The sequence below is a fragment of the Sphaerisporangium flaviroseum genome, from assembly GCF_039537005.1.
GTDB classification, from domain to species: Bacteria; Actinomycetota; Actinomycetes; order Streptosporangiales; family Streptosporangiaceae; genus Sphaerisporangium; species Sphaerisporangium flaviroseum.
The window spans coordinates 67,642-83,485 of the sequence record NZ_BAAAZR010000001.1; the positions used below are offsets into that span (position 1 = coordinate 67,642).

The 15,844-nt window shown below is 66.7% G+C and carries 12 protein-coding genes and 1 pseudogene; 4 read left to right on the plus strand and 9 right to left on the minus strand.

From position 1 onward, the window contains the following. Positions 1-2: 2 nt before the first annotated feature. From ABD810_RS00305 to lgt, 6 genes are all read right to left on the minus strand, one after another. Positions 3-2,186 (minus strand): prolyl oligopeptidase family serine peptidase, encoded by a 2,184-nt coding sequence (locus tag ABD810_RS00305; RefSeq protein WP_344932709.1) that lies wholly within the window; start codon positions 2,184-2,186, stop codon positions 3-5. Positions 2,187-2,752: 566 nt separating this feature from the next. Then, on the minus strand, positions 2,753-4,210 hold the full coding sequence (locus ABD810_RS00310; RefSeq protein WP_344932712.1) for an MDR family MFS transporter: 1,458 nt from the start codon (positions 4,208-4,210) through the stop codon (positions 2,753-2,755). A 370-nt stretch (positions 4,211-4,580) separates the two neighbouring features. Next, on the minus strand, positions 4,581-5,186 hold the full coding sequence (locus ABD810_RS00315; protein ID WP_344932715.1) for a cadmium resistance transporter: 606 nt from the start codon (positions 5,184-5,186) through the stop codon (positions 4,581-4,583). 130 nt (positions 5,187-5,316) lie between these two features. Next, entirely contained in the window at positions 5,317-6,528 is a 1,212-nt protein-coding gene (locus ABD810_RS00320) for a cellulose binding domain-containing protein (RefSeq protein ID WP_344932717.1), read from the minus strand. A 516-nt stretch (positions 6,529-7,044) separates the two neighbouring features. Beyond that, a complete protein-coding gene (locus tag ABD810_RS00325) occupies positions 7,045-7,992 on the minus strand; it encodes a PaaX family transcriptional regulator (RefSeq protein WP_344932719.1) in 948 nt (315 codons plus the stop codon). Between the two features lie 255 nt (positions 7,993-8,247). Then, positions 8,248-9,144, minus strand: coding sequence for a prolipoprotein diacylglyceryl transferase (lgt, locus tag ABD810_RS00330; protein WP_344932722.1), 897 nt, complete (start codon positions 9,142-9,144; stop codon positions 8,248-8,250). A gap of 349 nt (positions 9,145-9,493) precedes the next feature. On the opposite strand from lgt, the gene ABD810_RS00335 reads away from it, so the two are divergent. The 3 genes from ABD810_RS00335 (at position 9,494) to ABD810_RS00345 (ending at position 12,750) form a co-directional block, all read left to right on the plus strand. Continuing rightward, the gene (locus ABD810_RS00335; RefSeq protein WP_344932725.1) at positions 9,494-10,477 is read left to right on the plus strand and encodes a BtrH N-terminal domain-containing protein; all 984 of its coding nucleotides are present in this window, start codon (positions 9,494-9,496) and stop codon (positions 10,475-10,477) included. Positions 10,478-11,215: 738 nt separating this feature from the next. Beyond that, a complete protein-coding gene (locus ABD810_RS00340) occupies positions 11,216-11,533 on the plus strand; it encodes a hypothetical protein (protein ID WP_344932728.1) in 318 nt (105 codons plus the stop codon). Between the two features lie 134 nt (positions 11,534-11,667). Beyond that, a complete protein-coding gene (locus tag ABD810_RS00345) occupies positions 11,668-12,750 on the plus strand; it encodes a protein kinase family protein (RefSeq protein ID WP_344932730.1) in 1,083 nt (360 codons plus the stop codon). A 253-nt stretch (positions 12,751-13,003) separates the two neighbouring features. Here the strand turns inward: ABD810_RS00345 and ABD810_RS40890 are convergent. Beyond that, positions 13,004-13,141 (minus strand): annotated as a pseudogene (locus ABD810_RS40890) (amino acid synthesis family protein); the annotation flags it as partial. Positions 13,142-13,352: 211 nt separating this feature from the next. Here ABD810_RS40890 and ABD810_RS00350 point away from each other — a divergent pair. Further along, positions 13,353-14,438 (plus strand): helix-turn-helix domain-containing protein, encoded by a 1,086-nt coding sequence (locus ABD810_RS00350; protein ID WP_344932733.1) that lies wholly within the window; start codon positions 13,353-13,355, stop codon positions 14,436-14,438. On the opposite strand, the gene ABD810_RS00355 is transcribed toward ABD810_RS00350, so the two are convergent. Together ABD810_RS00355 and ABD810_RS00360 are read right to left on the minus strand one after the other, a co-directional pair. Then, on the minus strand, positions 14,339-14,887 hold the full coding sequence (locus tag ABD810_RS00355) for a fascin domain-containing protein (protein ID WP_344932736.1): 549 nt from the start codon (positions 14,885-14,887) through the stop codon (positions 14,339-14,341). The two genes, ABD810_RS00350 and ABD810_RS00355, sit on opposite strands and share 100 nt — an antisense overlap. Positions 14,888-15,021: 134 nt before the next feature. After that, positions 15,022-15,771 carry a helix-turn-helix domain-containing protein gene (locus tag ABD810_RS00360; RefSeq protein WP_344932738.1) on the minus strand — a complete coding sequence of 250 codons (750 nt, stop codon included), beginning with the start codon at positions 15,769-15,771 and terminating at the stop codon, positions 15,022-15,024. Between the last annotated feature and the right edge of the window lie 73 nt (positions 15,772-15,844).

Below are 15,844 nucleotides of genomic sequence, written 5' to 3' on the forward strand. Positions count from 1 at the left end.
CCTCAGTGTGGCTCTGCAGCGGTCTCCTGAAGACGCAAGGTCGTCTTTCGCGGTGACAGCCCGGTGTACTTTCCGGCGAAGGCGAGAATATCCGCGGTCAGGGCGCGCTCTTTGCTCGCCGGGGAGGCGGCGTGGGCGGTGCCGGGTTCTCGACGCATGAGGATGGGCCGGTCACTGCTGGTGGCGTGTTGGAGGGCCGCGCACATTTTGGTGACGTGGGCCTCTCCGGTCTGCAGATCGGTTACCGCGCCGGTGAGAAGGAATGCGGGATAGGGGGTTCCTGGCGTGATGTTGTGGTAGGGGGAGTATGTATGTAGCCAGCGAAGTGGTTCGGCTTGGGATGCGGTCCCGAATTCGTCGGTCCATGTGCATCCCAGGCCGAAGTGCTCGAAGCGCACCATGTCACATAGCGGGCCTTCGGCGATTACGGCGGCGTACAGATCTGGCCGCTGTGTGGCGGCGGCGGTGACCAGTAGCCCGCCGGCGGATTGGCCGAAGATCGCCAACTGGTCCCTGGTGGTTCGACCGGTGTCGATGAGCCAGACGGCGGCGTCGTTGAAGTCGCTGATCGCGCGGTGTTTGTGTGGTCCGCGGCCGGCGTCGTGCCAACGTTGGCCTTCTTCGCCGCCTCCGCGTACACAGGCGACCGCGTAGGTGCCGCCTGCGCCGACCCATGCGGCTGCCGCGGGGAAGAACCATGGACGCATCGGCATGCCGAAGCTGCCGTAGCCGTACAGCAGGGTGGGACGGGGGCCCTGATGTTCTTCAGCCGGGGTGAACAGGAACATCGTGATCTCGGTACCGTCGCCGGCGGGATAACGAACGCTGCGACTGCGGATTGCTGGAGTATGTCCGGCTATGGTGGCGCCGGCTTCTTGTTCCATCTTCCCGCTGGTGGCGTCGTAGCGATAGATCGTGGGGGGTGTGGTCACGTCGCAGTAGCTGAACCATGCGCGATGCCCGTTCGGGCTGGTGCGCAGGGATGACACGACGCCCGCGCCGGGAAGGGGCAGACCGGTGAGCAGCAGGCCACTGGCCAGGTCGTGCAGTGTCAGGGTGGAGATGCCGTGGCGGTCGCGTGCCACCAGCAGGAGGCTCCGTGGAAGTGCCGGACCGTCCAGGACCACACACTCGTCCAAGGGAGCCTCGGGGTCTTCGGCTACCAGCGCGCGCCATGCGGCCGGATCGGTATCGTGCCGGTGCGCCGTACAGATGCGGCCACACGGGGCCTGGTAGTCGGTGACCAGCAGCAGATCGTCGTCCGCGAGGAAGCGTGGGAGAACACGGGCGCGCGTGGTGCGTCCGTCCACGATCTTGATGAAATGCGGAGCCTCCGGATCGATGAGCTCGGCCACGTACACATCGTTGTGCGAGGCGGGCCCGACCATCGCGGTGATCGCCAGATAACGGCCGTCGGCGCTGACCGTGAGCCCGTAATAGTGGTCTGGGACGTCGTCGCCGCCGAGCACCACCGCGTCGGTCTCCAAGGGCCAACCGAGCCGATGCAACCTCACCCGCCGCTGCAGACGCATGTCGCCGGGGGCCAGTTCCTCATCGGGAACACGGCTGACGTAGTAGAACGCCTCACCCCCCGGCAGCCAGGCGAGCGAAGTGTTACGGGCGCGGGGCAACGGCCCGTCCATCGGCTCGCCGGTACGCACGTCCAGCACCATGATGTCGCTACCAGGCTGCTCGGCGACCTCCATCTGGACGGCCACACGTTCGCCCTCGCGCGATGGCCACCAGGCATACAGCCCGGTACGGCCGGACGGGTCGATCTCTACCGGATCGACCAGCACCCGCCTTTCCCCCTCGGCGTCAACGACCAGCAGGCGCCGTTGCTCATCGCCACGGAGCTGCTCGGCAAGGAACATGAAGGGACCACGCACCATCGGAGGCTCCGACACGCCGAAGGATGACACCTGATCCAGCAAAGACGCCCACGATTGCCGCTCACGCCATCCGGCGCGATTTGCGTGAAAGAGACGATCCTGGGACGCGGCCCAGTCCTGCACGCGCGTATCATTGCCGTCTTCCAACCACCGGTAGGGATCGGAAACCGCGATTCCGAACAGATTTTCCACCACATGGCTGCGCCAAGCGGCAGGGTACGACAATCGCGCCACAAACGCCCCCGTTGCATAGCCCGCCCAACACAGGTAGAGGCACTGCGGGCCTATACGCACCGCAGCACCTCTTTTGACTCAGCTACGACTGACCGCGAAGAATGTCCGCCTGCCAGCCGCGTACAGCCCCGATGCGAGCAGTCGGAGTGGAGTCACGATACGGTAGGTATCCATTCATGCCAGCCTCCCGGATCTGTTGATTCGCCCGAAATGGGCGCTTACCACCTCAGCCATCCCCCCGCCTGCGGTCGATAAACACAGGCGTCGCTTCGACGGTGAACGCCGATCCTCCTGAATCCCCGGCTCGTGCGGGCCGGAGGCCGGCCGTTACCCTCCTGCTAAAATCTCGCGCAAGAGAAGAAAGCATAATGGAATGCCACGCGAAGATCGCTGCCGCGGAAAAGTAATGCGAAGCCTTTGGAGATAGATCCCAGGGCTGACCGAGTTCTTGCGTTGTGAGACCCAGGGCAAATCAATGGATTGCCGAAGTCATCGCGAGTCCGGCGGGCCGGGCGTGGCGACCCCGGAATATGCGGCGGCGAGCTTGTTCTGCTTGTCGCCGGGCAGACCCGGCCCGCCCGGCAACAGAGATCACGGCGTCCCGCTCCACCGCCATCACGCCGGCTTCACAGGCCGTGTCCCCCATGCTCGCCGGTGCTCTCCGCCCGGGCCGGTAGGAGCAGGGCGGTGACGACCACGGCCACGGACAGCACCGCGCCGATGATGAAGGCCAGCCGCATGCCGCCCAGGTTGGCGAGCGCCTCAGTGGCTCCGCCGGCTTTCAGGGTCTCCGCTCGCGCGCTCATCACGGTGACCACGAGCGCGGTGCCGATGGCCGCGGCGACCTGCTGGAGTGTGCTCAGGATCGAGCTGCCGTGGGAGTAGAGGTTCGAGGGAACCGCTCCGAGCCCGAGGGTGAACACCGGGGTGAAGGTCGCGGCCAGACTCACCATCAGCAGGGCGTGCAGACCGAGGAGCTGCCAGTACGGCATGGTCATCGTGACCTGGGTGAAGCCGGCGAGCGCCAGCGTGACCCCGATCGCGCCGGGGATGACCAGAACCCGGCCGCCGAACCTGTCGAACAGACGGCCGACGGTCGGACCGAGCAGGCCCATCGCGAGGCCGCCCGGCATCACGAGGAGCCCGGTCTCCAGGGCGCTGAGCCCGCGGACGTTCTGCAGGTAGAGCGGCAGCAAGATCATCGAGCCGAGCATCGCCATGAAGGCCACCGACATCAGGATCAGCGCGATCGTGTAGGTGCGGTGCCGAAGGGTCCGCAGGTCCATCAGCGGCACGCCGCGCTTCTGCAACGACAGCTGGCGAACGATGAAGACGGCGATGGTGGCCAGGCCGGCCGCCACGATTCCGATGGCGACGCCGACGTTGCCGTTGCCGAACTGGCTAAGCCCGTAGACCAGACCGCCGAAGCCGGCGGCGGCGGTCGCCACACTGAACCAGTCGATGGTGCTGAACTCGGGCTCGCCGATGTTCTTGAGCTGCCTCAGGCCGCCCCAAGTGATCGCGGCGGCGATGGGGAGCACCACGGCGAAGAGCAGGCGCCAAGACCCGAACTGAAGGATCACCCCCGAGATCGCCGGGCCCATCGCGGGCGCGACCGAGATGGCCAGGCTGACGGTGCCCATCACGCGGCCCCGCTCATTCTCTGGCACCACCTGCATCAGCGTCGTCATCAGCAGCGGCATCATCACGGCCGTACCGGACGCCTGGATGATCCGGGCGCCCAGCAGCACCTCGAACGACGGCGCGGCGGTGGCCAACGCCGTCCCGAGCAAGAACAGACCCATCGCCGTGGCGTACGCATGGCGAGTGGACACCCGCTGCAGGAACCACCCCGTGATCGGGATGACCGCCGCCATGGTCAGCATGAAGGCGGTCGAGAGCCACTGCGCGGTCTGCTCGGTGATGTGCAGCGCCCCCATCAACTGCGGGATCGCATTGATCATGATCGTCTCGTTGAGGATGACCACGAAGGTGGCGAGCACCAGCAGTCGGATCACGGCCGGGGTGCGACCTGGAACGACGGCCGCGGGTTCGGCAAGTGAGTCGAGCTGTGGACTGGTCACGGAACCTCGTTCGGGGTTGGCGAGCACAAGGTGGTCATGGCCGGCGTCGCAGCCACCGGTCTCACGAGCAGTCATAGTCATGCAGCAGATACTGACTGCCGCCACCGACAAAACTCATCGACCACTACCAGCCTTGCGGCAAGCGATGCGGGTCGTCACCTGGTTTTCGGGGCGGGTCGGACCGCCGACCTTCCGCGTTCAGGAGTAGGGGGCCCGATCGGTGAGCTCACTTTTACCGTGTGAGCCGGCCTGCAGGGGGTGAGGACGTCATCCCGGCGCCGAGCATCCCGCCGGAGGTATGGAGGGCCGGCGTACTCGATGGTGGCCGCTCCTCCGGGTGACATGAAAGCGCCGCCGTTCACGCCATGATTCAAAGGATCTTGCCGATGACTCCGGACTCGATGACGATCAGCGTCCCGATGGCCATGAACACCGCTGGGACGATCCATTGTCCGTAGCGTTCAATGATCTCGATGACCCGCTTGTGGGAGCCGAGCCAGGACCCCGCGAGGCACCATAGGGCGACTCCGACCGCGAACACGGTGATGGTGGTGATGGTCGCGGCAGGGCCGATGGTTCGGAAGACCGGGGTGTACACCGAGATGTTGTCCGCGCCGTTGGCGATCGTCACCCCGGCCACCGAGGCCAGGCCGGTAGCCACGGCTGGAGAGGAGTCCTCGCCTGTGCCATGGGCGCGAATGGCCTTGATGAGACTGCGTACCCCCAACGCGAACGGGATGAAGCCGAGTAAGCCCACGTAGTCATCAGGAACGATCGTCAGCCCGAGTGCCGCGATCACCGAAACGACGACGAGGGCGGCGATCCCGCCATACTGCCCGGCCCAGATCTGCCAGGGCTTGGGAATACCGCTCGCACGGGCGGACAGGAACAGGACGGTCAACACGATGATGTCGTCGACATTCGTACCGGCGAACATGCCGACCGCGGTGCCGATGGTCCCCATGATCCCGTCCACGGCTTCGAACCTACCGGGGCCGGCCGGGGACGGTGACGCCCTCGTGGGACGGTTGGTGACCACGTTTCGGCAGAAGGGTCCGCCACTGCTTCCTGGCAGCGTGGCGGGCCCTGCCCAAGGTGGGTCGGGATCAGCCGGCGGTGCAGGTCACGGTGGCTCCGGCGCCGGTTCCGTTGGCCTGGAACCCGAAGCCGGCACTCTGGCCGGCCGAAAGCCGCCCGTTGTAGCTCTGGTTGGTGACGGTCACGTTGCCGCTGGTGCCGGAGCTGATGCCGTTCCACAGGGAGGTGATCGTGGCTCCGGTGGGCAGGGTGAGCGCGACCCTCCAGCCGTTGATCGCGCTGCCGACCGCGGTGACGTTGACGGCGGCGACGAACCCGCCGGCCCATTGGTCCTGCACCGAGTAGGCCGCCGAGCAGCCCTGGGGCCCGCCGTTGGTGGGCGTCGGCGTCGGGGACGGGGACGGGGTAACGCTGGGCGACGGGGTGGGGGTACCGCCGTCGAGCGTGAGGTTCTTCTGCTGGACCTGCCACTGGGTGTTGCACAGGCCGCAGTTGGGGCCGACGAAATTGGTGCCGGCCGTCGTGTCGCCCTTCAGCCGCCACTTGAGGTACAGCACCGCCACGCGGCCGAACTCGCCGCCGTTGGTCTGGCCGTAGGTGCCGCCGTGTCCGACGTTCAGGTTGCCCATGAACGCGGGCAGCCCCGCCGGCAACTTGCCCCAGTCGTCGATGGCGTTCGGGTAGGCGATGTCACTGGACCCGCCGATGAAGTAGGCGATCGGCTTCGTCAGCCGGCGTAGCTGGTAGTCGTCGGAGTCGTTCAACAACCCGCTGCTGAAGATGGTGGTCGTGGTGATGCGTGAGTCGTTGGAGACGGCATAGGCCTCCAGCCCCCCGCAGGAGAAGCCCCCTACAGCGATCTTGCTGGTGTCGAGCCTGCCGTAGTACTTGCCGCCCTGACGGCCGTTCTCCGCGACCGCCCAGTCGATGGACTGGGTGAGCATCTGGGATGTCGTCGAGCCGGAGCCGTTCGGGCTGCCGCTGGCGATGACCAGGAACCCGTGCGAGGCGATCTCGCGGAGGAAGTTCAGCTGCGACGTCCCGTTGGCGGAGCAGCCTCCGTTGCCCCATACATAGATGGGCAGTTTCTCGGGCGGGAGGGTTCCGGGCCGGTAGATGGTGTGATTGGCCAGGCCGGTGGAGGTCTCGTAATCAGCCGGGTAGGGGCCCGAGCCGCCGACCGCCGCGGCGGTCGGCGTCGTGGTGAGCGCCACTGTTCCGGCGCAGACCAGAGCGACCGCGGCCGCCAGTACTGCGCTGATGATCGAGCGTCTTCTCATTTCGCCCTCCGAAGGTGTCACGACGGCGCTCTATGTCGGATGTGGCATGGGCGGCGCACGCCGACGGAGCCCGACAACGGCACAACCACTCCCACCGCGGCCAGGCTGGTCGGCGCCGACGGAATCTTGAGAGCGCAAGTTGCGCTCGTGTCAGGCGGAAACGAGCCGATGAGAGCCAACGTGCAGTTACTATCACTGCGGTTATATAAAGTGTCAAGCAACCCGCACTGGGTCGGTCGAGCGGTGCGCGCGCAGACCGCGAACGCCCCTGACGCACTCGGGTCCGGGCGTGGGCCGGCCGATCACGCCGACCTTCGGGAATGGCGGCACCGGTGCCCTGTCCGGCCCCGGGAAACGGACCGGTGCGGGCGGCTCCGGCGCAGGTCACAATGCCTGGCGGCCTGACGCTCCGGTGGGGTCTCGGTGGGCGTCGGCCAGTCGAGAAGCCGGCGCGCCGCGGCGGTCGCGAAACGCGCCACGGCGGCCGGGCAGTCGTTCGAGTGAGTGAAAGTTTCCTTAGCCGTCCCCGCCGGCCGGGACCGAAACGAAATTCTCCGATGCCTGGAAGTGGGTGATCCAGGACGCGGCGTCCGGCCAGTACGGTGTCGCGACCTGGATGAGCCGCGCCTCGGCGAGCGAGCCGAGAGCGGAATGGATCTCCAGCATGAGGTCCCTGGCGGCCTGGCGGGGCCACGGTGCCGGCAGGAGGTGCCCGGGGAGGTTCGGGTCGACGTCTGGGAACTTCCGCCAGGAATCCATGACGGAGGTGCGGGCCACCAGCGCCCGCGTCGCGTCGATCTCCCCGTTGCGGACGTCCACCCGCAGGTCCGAGTACTGCGCGATGAAAGCCTCGTAGGCCGAGGCGAGGCCGGCCAGATCGTAGGCGGCGGCCGGACCGTGCGGGCCCGCCTCCTCGTCGAACCGGGTGTGCATCACCGACCATCGACCACCGTCGACGTCGTCCAGGAGGTCGTGCAGCGCCTGAGTCACCGGACCGGAGTCGGAACCGGGCCGGATCCACACGCTGTCGTAGAGCCGCGCGAAACCCAGCGACCCCAGAGCCTTGCGGACCGCGTGCCGTGGGGCCTGGCCGGACTGGGGGATCGAGAAGGAGACGGTCACCCAGTCGCCGGTCCACCGCGGCGGGCGTGCGCCGAAGCTCAGGAAATGATCCATCCGGGAGCGATGCCTGGCGATCGCCTGAGGCGTGAGGTGGTACACGGGCGGCCGTCCAGATCCCCGCACGGCGATCAGGCCACGCTTGGTCAGCCGGGACAACGCGGCCCGCGCGCTGGACTCGCTGATGCCGAACTCCCTGAGCATCGCGACCACCGCCACCGACGGAAGGTCGGCATCCGAGGAGTCGAGGTACTCACCGAGCAAGGTCGCCAGCAGGTGCTGCGGGTTGGGGCCGACCTGCGCCCGTGGGGCTCCGCCATCGTCCGAAGGTCCATGGACACTCACGTCATCAGCTTGCCTCACGACAACGCCCTTGCCGACCGACTCCGGACCTGCGCGGTCGCTCCCTGAGCCTTGATCTCGTTGCGCAGCCGGGCTCCGTCGGTACGCTCCTTCTCCTCCAAAGGCGGTCGGTACGCCCCTTCTCCTCCAAAGGCAAGGGACCTGACGTCATCCCGGCACATGACTTCCCAGCTGAACTGACGGCCTCTCTGACGTGGACTCCTGGCGGGAAAGCACGTCAGAACTTCAGCCTGGCCGTCAGGTGCTCTCGATCGGATCGGAGGCCTGCCCGCCGTTCTCCTCGTGCGGGGCCTTGTGTTGTGAGGCCGGCACCACGATCTGTTCGGTTTCCTTGTTACGAGTCACCCAGAGATAGACCAGCGCGCCGATGAACAGCACGATCGAGGTCCACTGGTTGATCCGCAGCCCCAGGAGCGTCACCGCGTGGTCCACTCCGCCCACCGGGTCGATCCGCAGCCCCTCGATCCAGAACCGACCGAACGTGTAGCCGGCGACGTAGAGGGCGAACAGGCGGCCGTGGCGCAGCGTGAACCGCCTGCCGGCCAGGATCAGCGCGAAACCGAGCGCCGCGTCCCACAGCGACTCGTACAGGAACGTCGGGTGGTAGAGCACGCCTGGCTCGCCGCCGTGCGCCTGGTCGATCTCCAGGCCCCACGGCAACGTGGTCGGACTGCCGTACAGCTCCTGGTTGAACCAGTTGCCCCAGCGGGCGATCGCCTGCCCGAACGCGATGCTGGGCGCGACCGTGTCGGCCACGGCGCCCAAAGACAGCCCCCGGCGCCGGCAGGCCAGCCACACGCCCACGCCTCCCAGGGCGACCGCGCCCCAGATGCTGAGCCCGCCTTCCCAGATGAACAGTGCCCGGTAGGGCTCCTTGATCGCGCGCGGGCCGAAGTAGGTCTGCCAGTCGGTGATGACGTGGTAGAGGCGAGCGCCGATCAGACCGAAGATCACTGCGGGGAGCGCGATGTCGCTGATCGTGCCCTTCTCGCCGCCACGGGCGCGCCAGCGGCGCTCGCTAAGCCAGATGCCGAAGGCGATCGCGAGGACGAAGCACAATGCGTAGGCCCGGATCGGGATGAATCCGAGATACCAGACCCCTTCGGAAGGGCTGGGAATCGAGGCAAGGGGCATGCCGGTAGAGGCTAGTCAACGTGAGGCCACTTGGCGGCTTTCGCGACCTGATCGCAAACCTTCTGCGACGTGACGCGGCGTAGACGAACCGGTGCAGCATTCGACGGCGGCCTTGATACGGTCCTCGGCCGCGCCGACGTTATCGTCAAGCGCACCCGCGTGGCCAGCACACAGGTTGCATTCGTAGGAGTCGGTCATGGGTTTGCCCGACTGTTGAGGGTGAGTCCCTGGACTCTCCCACTATGGGAGGCCTCATGCTGCTCCCAGCGGTCCCCAGTCGTTGATCATGAAAATATTAAAGGTGGGAACGGTGTGACCGTTCGCCGCGTCAGCCTGAGGAGAGCGACGCATGACCATCGTGAAGGACATCGAGACCCGCGGCATGTACCACTGCGAGACAACGGCCCTGGGGGTGCTGTTGCGGCATGAGGGACTTGATTTATCCGAGCCCATGCTGTTCGGGCTGGGCTCGGGCCTGTCATTCATCTATTGGGACAGCAAGGGCATGGCGTTTCCCTTTCTCGGAGGCCGCGTCAAGCCTTTCGACCTCACCAGAAACCTGGCCGCCAGGCTGGGACTGACGTTAGTGGCCGAGGAGACCACCTCACCGCGCAAGGCGTGGGAGAACGTGGCCGCCCCCATCGACGCCGGTCGGCCGGTCGGCCTCCAGCTCGACTGCTACCACCTGGACTATTTCCGCTCCAAGGTGCACTTCGGCGGTCATGTCGTCGCCATGTACGGCTACGACGAGCACGACGCCTACCTTGTGGACACCGACCAGCAGGGAGGAGCGGTGCGCACCAGCCGGGCCAGCCTCGCCATGGCACGCGCCGAACGCGGCCCGATGACCGCCAGGAACCGATCCTTCACCATCACCCTGCCGGCTCACCCGCTTTCTTGGCAGGACCAGATCATCCCCGCCATCAAAGACTGCGCCGACGCATTCCTCGCCGCTCCCATCGCGAACCTAGGCCACCGCGGCATCGAGAAAGCCGGCAAACAGGTGCCCAAATGGCTGCTACGCGCCGGCGAGCCGCAGCAGGACCTGCCACAGGCCGCTCTCCTCATGGAGAAGGGCGGCACCGGCGGTGCCCTGTTTCGCGCCCTCTATCGCGATTTCCTCGACGAGTGCACCCGGCTGATCGACGACGGCAACCTCCGCGCCGGTCACAGGCTGTACACCGAGGCCGCCGTCCTGTGGACGGATGTCTCCACCTTGATCGCGAAGGCTGGAGAGAACGGCGACGCGGGGTACCTCAAACAGGCCGGCGTCCTCCTCCACGATCTTTCACGCATCGAGAAGGACGCCATGCAGGTGCTGTGTCAGTTGTAGCTCGGCACGTTGTCGTCAAATACAAACAAGAACGCCCCGTACATAGTCTGCACGGGGCGTTTGCGCTGTTCAGTGATGTGGTCAGGGGCGGGGTCTAACCGCCGACCTTCCGCTTTTCAGTCCTTGATGTGGCTGCGCGCACGCCCTGCGGGCATGAAAATCGGGGGTGGTTGCCCGCCGACGTCGATTCCGCCTGGTGCCTGGTCGAGGCCGGTTTTCAGTCTGACGCCGGGAGCCGCCCAAGGGGCCCTGGATTGTCGCTTCGAGCACGAGAGCCCGGCTCTTGATTCGGAGGTGCCGATACCGGTGCAACAGCCCTAGTTCGACCTGCTCGACCGCCTAGAGAACCTGACCTTCTGAACCCGTAACCTTCTGACGCTCCCGTAGGGGAAGGCAGACACCCGCGACCTGTGCTGCCCTCGCAGATTTGGGTGATCTCCGATGCGTGATCAAGCCACCTGCGAAAACAGCTCGATCATGGGGATGAGCAGCGGTTACGCTTGCGGGCATCTCGCGTCACTTCTCGCTGCTTTTGGTACTTCCACGGAACAGCGACGGAACAGAGCAGAAGCTTGGAGGCGCCCGTGGCGATGCCCAGGAAGGGCTCACGGCTCATCAGCGTCGACGGCACCGCCTTTCGCTGGCAGAATCCGGCACAGGCCCACCTACTGCCAGGGCAACGGCTGGAGTCCCCTCACCGTCACCGTTGAGCGGACCGAGAAGCCGGGGCGTGTTCTCGTGGTGTCACTTCCCTGCGCTCGGCCGGACAACTGGCTCGGAGAACGGACGATCGCGGTCCGCCCCATCCTCGTCGCCGGATGCATCCGGCGGGCCATCGAACAGGGATGGAACCCTGGGCAACCGGGCTCGGCATTCACCCTCACCGTCGCCGAGGACGAACTAGCCGTACTCCTAGCCGAACCACCTCAGTACCTGATCCCCTTCCTCTGGGGCATGATCCCTGAAGGCGGAGGCATCGAGGACCTTCCTCGATGCACCGAAATCTGGAGCCGGGACAAGCAGAACACCAGCCAGGCACCTTCTGACGGCCCGTAGGGAAGATCCACAGGTTTCGATCATTGCTCGGGCGAGCACGGCGGCCGCCGACTGAACAGTACGGCCTCGATTGATACGGTCGGTCTCGTTCGCGAGATCACCGACGCCCTGGTTGGGGCACCGAGGGGTCGTCGATGGTGCACCGCTCAGACCTGCGGCATGCCGCGCGCCTCGCTGCTTATGGGACCGTAGCCACACGCCTGTCCCTGCTGAGTGACCGCCGGCTCGCCGAAATTGTGGCCGCCGCCGCCCCGCTCGGGTCCGGCATCGGCGGCAGGTCGGTGGAGCTGGATATCGATGGGACGCGGGTCTTCGTCAAGCGGGTCCCATTGACGGACGTCGAGTTGCGGCCGGAGAACGCACGGTCGACGGCGAACCTCTTCGGGCTGCCGATGTTCTATCAGTACGGGGTGGGCTCGGCCGGGTTCGGGGCTTGGCGCGAACTGGCTGTACACAGCATGACCACCAATTGGGTTCTCGGGAACGAGTACGAGGGCTTTCCGCTGATGTACCACTGGCGGGTCCTGCCCGATTCTCCTCCCGAGGGGTTCGCTGACGAGTTCGGGGGTGTCGACGGGACGGTCGCGCACTGGGAGGGCTCGTCGGCTGTTCGCCAGCGCTTGGAGGCCATCAGCCTGTCTTCGTCCAGCCTGGTGCTCTTCCTGGAACACGTACCGCAGACACTCGCCGCATGGCTGGACGACCACCGGGATACTGCGACCGAGCGTGGGGGCAGCTCGCCTTACCCGTGGGTTGAGCAAGCCCTGGCCCGCGGGAGCGCCTTCATGAGCTCTCGTGGGCTCGTCCACTTCGACGCCCATTTCTCCAATGTCCTGACCGACGGCAGACTTCTCTACTTCGCGGACTTCGGACTTGCTTTGAGCTCCGGATTCGAACTGTCAGCGGCTGAGGCCGAGTTCCTGTCGAGCCATCTCGCCTACGACCGCTGCTACACCGCGAGTCATCTCCTCCGCTACCACCTGCTCGAGGGCCTGCGCGGCGATACGGGTCACGAGGCATACCTGCGTGAGTGGGTCACGGGCCAGCAGCCCGATGGCGTCTCGCTCGAGATCGCCGCGATCATCGACCGGCATGCTCGGGCCGCCGTCATCTTGGACGAGTTCCATCGCCGTCTGCTGGTAGAGAGCAAGCGGACGCGGTTTCCGGCCGCCGAGATCAAGCGCGCCCTGGACACTGTGGCCACAGCTCCCCACTGAGGCGAGATCTTCTGGGCTCGTTCACCCATCGTCTGTGGCATAGCCGCGCCGGACCGCAGGTCCCCGCGCGGCCATGCCTAAACAGCGGCAACGCAGCGGGCAGTCAGTCCGCCTCGTATCGAGCGAGTCGCCGTCGCAGAGTGAGGTTTCGCCCTGCGCGACCTCCAGTTGTGCCGGGGACGGATCACCCCAATCGCGGTCACGACCGGTGGCCAAGTTTCCGGCACCTACATGCGTCGAGGGAATCCGGAGGTCAGGGGCGGCTGGCCCACGCTGCGTCGGTCGTGAGGTCGCCGACGCGTGCGTGCACCCGGGGACCGGACGTCACGGCTATTGCGATGGCGATCTCTTCCGGGTGGGGCGCGTCCTCGATGGTGAGGTCGACCGCCTGGTAGAAGGCTCGGGTGGCCCTTCGCTACGTCGACATCGTTTGGCGGCCACTTGTGGAGCTTCCGCCGGGAGACCGACTGGACCCCAAGGGGGAGCGCCACTACAAGACGTATCTGGAGGGTAAACCCGCTAGAGAGCTTCAAAGGTGAGGGTTAGGTGTCCTCACCTGCGGGTGAGCTGGCAGCCGGTTGTTGAGGCCTTATGCCCGGGTCATGAGGTATCCCGATGGTGGTGGGTTGACCGCCGATCAGCGATTACGCCGGGAGCAGGTGCGGATGCGGGCGGCGGACCGGTTCGCCCAGGGTGCCGCTGACGCGCAGGTGGCGGCCGAGTTCCGGGTCTCGCTGATGTCGGCCGGCCGGTGGCGGCGGGCGCTGGAGAACGGCGGACGCCAGGCGTTGGTGTCCAAAGGAGCCGGCGGGGCGGTGTGCAAGCTGGATGATGCCCAGCTGGCGCATCTGGAGCAGGTCCTGGAGGCGGGGCCGATGACCTACGGCTGGCCGGACCAGTGCTGGACCCTGGCCCGGATCGCCGAGGTGATCGAGAAGGTCTTCAAGGTGGGCTACACCCTGGGCGGGGTGTGTTACCTGCTGCACCGGCTGGGCTGGAGCTGGCAGGCACCCGCCAGGCGCGCCGCCGAACGCGATGAACAGGCCATCGCCGGCTGGAAGGACGAGCAGTGGCCGATCATAAAAGGCTGGCGGCCATCGCGACCGGAAGCGGCGCGCTGCTGCCGGACCTTCCCGGTTTGCGAAGTCCGCGCCGTGGACCAGCCGGGAGGCGGCCGCCGCGAGCGCGGTCCCCGGCGAGGTACCGCTGGACCGGCTATGGCACGCGGTTCCGGCGTTCCCCACGGTCAGCGAGGTGTGGCTACGGCTACTGGAGACGTACGGCCGCTGACCGCCCGGCCAAGTACTGGTGCCATAGCGGCCGGCCGCTCTACCGAAACCGAAGGCCGGCGAGAGGATCGAATCGAGCCACATCGAGCTCGCCACCGAACTGGTCATCCGCGGTTCGACCTCCGCCTTGCGACCCTGGGACGCCTCCTGCGAGGCTCCCTGACTCCGGCCTGCTCGCCGGATCGCCGGATCGCCGCGGGCTCCCTGCGGATCGGGCGCGAGTCTGGACATTTCTGCCCGGGGATGGCGCACCCTCTCCCGCGCTGCCGGGAGAGGGTGCGACCGGGTGCCGTCCACTGCTACTGGAGCGAGAACCTCTCCCAGGGCCCGATGGAGCCGGCGCGGGCGCGCAGCATCCCGTACCGGTCACCGGTATTGCCCAGTTCGGCGGAGACGTAGGTCTGGACGTTGGCGCGCCGGATCGCCACGCAGCCCGTCCCGCAGGAAATGATCCGGAACTCCTCCCAGGGCCCGACCTTGTAGGCGCGGGCGCGGAGCATCCCCTTGGTGGCGCCCGTGTTGCCGAGCTCCGCGGACACGTAGTTCCCTTCCGTCGACCAGATCGAGTCGTACAAGAGGCCCTGGCAGATCCTGAACTTCTCCCAGGGCCCGACCTTGGTGGCGCGGGCGCGCAGCATCCCGTCGTTGCTTCCGGACCAGCCGAACTCGGCCGAGACGTACCTGCCGTTGGCCAGCGACTTGATGGCGCGGGTCTGACAGCCGGCCGAGGCGGCCGAGACGCCGGCGGTCGACTGTGCGGCCGCCGACGAGGCGAGCGCGGGTGAGGGCGCGAGCGCCGTGATCACGCCGGCGAGGACGAGCCCCGAGGCCGCAAGGACCTTCTTCATGCAATCCCCCTTGTGTGGCAATGCGGTCGGAGGAATTATGATCGGGCCATAAGCCACCTTTCAGAGTTCCTGGCGGTCGTTATCCCTCTGTGATCATGGACGGTCGTCTGGAACGGGATCGTTCGATCGGTCGATCACCGTCCCCATTTCTCCGGCTCCCGTCGTCCGTACTCGACGAGGAGCTCGAACACCCGCCGCTGGCCAGGGCTCATATCGCTCAACATCATCTGCCCGAACCGTGCCGTGGCGGCGACGGTGGCCGTCTGGTCCGCGGTGAGCTCGGCGGGGACGTCAGCGGGCAGCAGTTCCGGCAGCATGGCGTAGAGCTCGCCTGCGATCTCGCCGACGCGAGGGTCGTTAGCTTCGGCGTCCGCCAGCGCGGCCAGCTTCTGGTCCCATATCTGCCACGGCGAGTCCTGCCCGGCGCCGGTGAGATAGGGGTCCACGAACTCCGGCAACGCCACCTCCGCCGCCCGGAGCATGCCGATCTCGCGCGGGGGCAGTTCCAGGCCGCGGACGGCCGCGGCGAGTTCGGGGGACAGCGTCGGATCGTCCCCGTCTTCGAGCAGGCGCGCTATCACGGCACGTCGGCGCTGGATATCCGCTTCTCCGTCTGCCAGCTCCGCATCCAGCTCGACCAGTATCTCCTTCACGTCCACCGCGCCCGTGTCCGTCTCCGCCAGAGCGTCGGTGACCTCGCTGAGTCCCATGCCAAGTGCGGTGAGTTTGCGGATCTGCAGCAGGCGGCTCAACGCGCTCAGTCCGTAGCTTCGATAACCGCTGGAGTTACGCTCCGGCTCGGCAAGCAGTCCGATCCGGTGGTAGTGACGTACGGTCCGTGGAGTCACGCCCGCGAGCTTGGCGATTTCGCCGATCAGCAACATGGCGAACAGTAGAACCCCTGCCCTTACGTCAAGGTCAAGCCAGGGGGTCACCGCTCATCTAAGGGCGCACGGC

Excerpts from the sequence above, each read along its gene's own strand:
- ABD810_RS00320 (WP_344932717.1), bottom strand. The coding sequence starts at position 6,528 with ATGAGAAGACGCTCGATCATCAGCGCAGTACTGGCGGCCGCGGTCGCT.
- lgt (WP_344932722.1), bottom strand. The coding sequence starts at position 9,144 with ATGCCCCTTGCCTCGATTCCCAGCCCTTCCGAAGGGGTCTGGTATCTC.
- ABD810_RS00335 (WP_344932725.1), top strand. The coding sequence starts at position 9,494 with ATGACCATCGTGAAGGACATCGAGACCCGCGGCATGTACCACTGCGAG.
- ABD810_RS00345 (WP_344932730.1), top strand. The coding sequence starts at position 11,668 with ATGGTGCACCGCTCAGACCTGCGGCATGCCGCGCGCCTCGCTGCTTAT.
- ABD810_RS00350 (WP_344932733.1), top strand. The coding sequence starts at position 13,353 with ATGAGGTATCCCGATGGTGGTGGGTTGACCGCCGATCAGCGATTACGC.
- ABD810_RS00355 (WP_344932736.1), bottom strand. The coding sequence starts at position 14,887 with ATGAAGAAGGTCCTTGCGGCCTCGGGGCTCGTCCTCGCCGGCGTGATC.
- ABD810_RS00360 (WP_344932738.1), bottom strand. The coding sequence starts at position 15,771 with ATGTTGCTGATCGGCGAAATCGCCAAGCTCGCGGGCGTGACTCCACGG.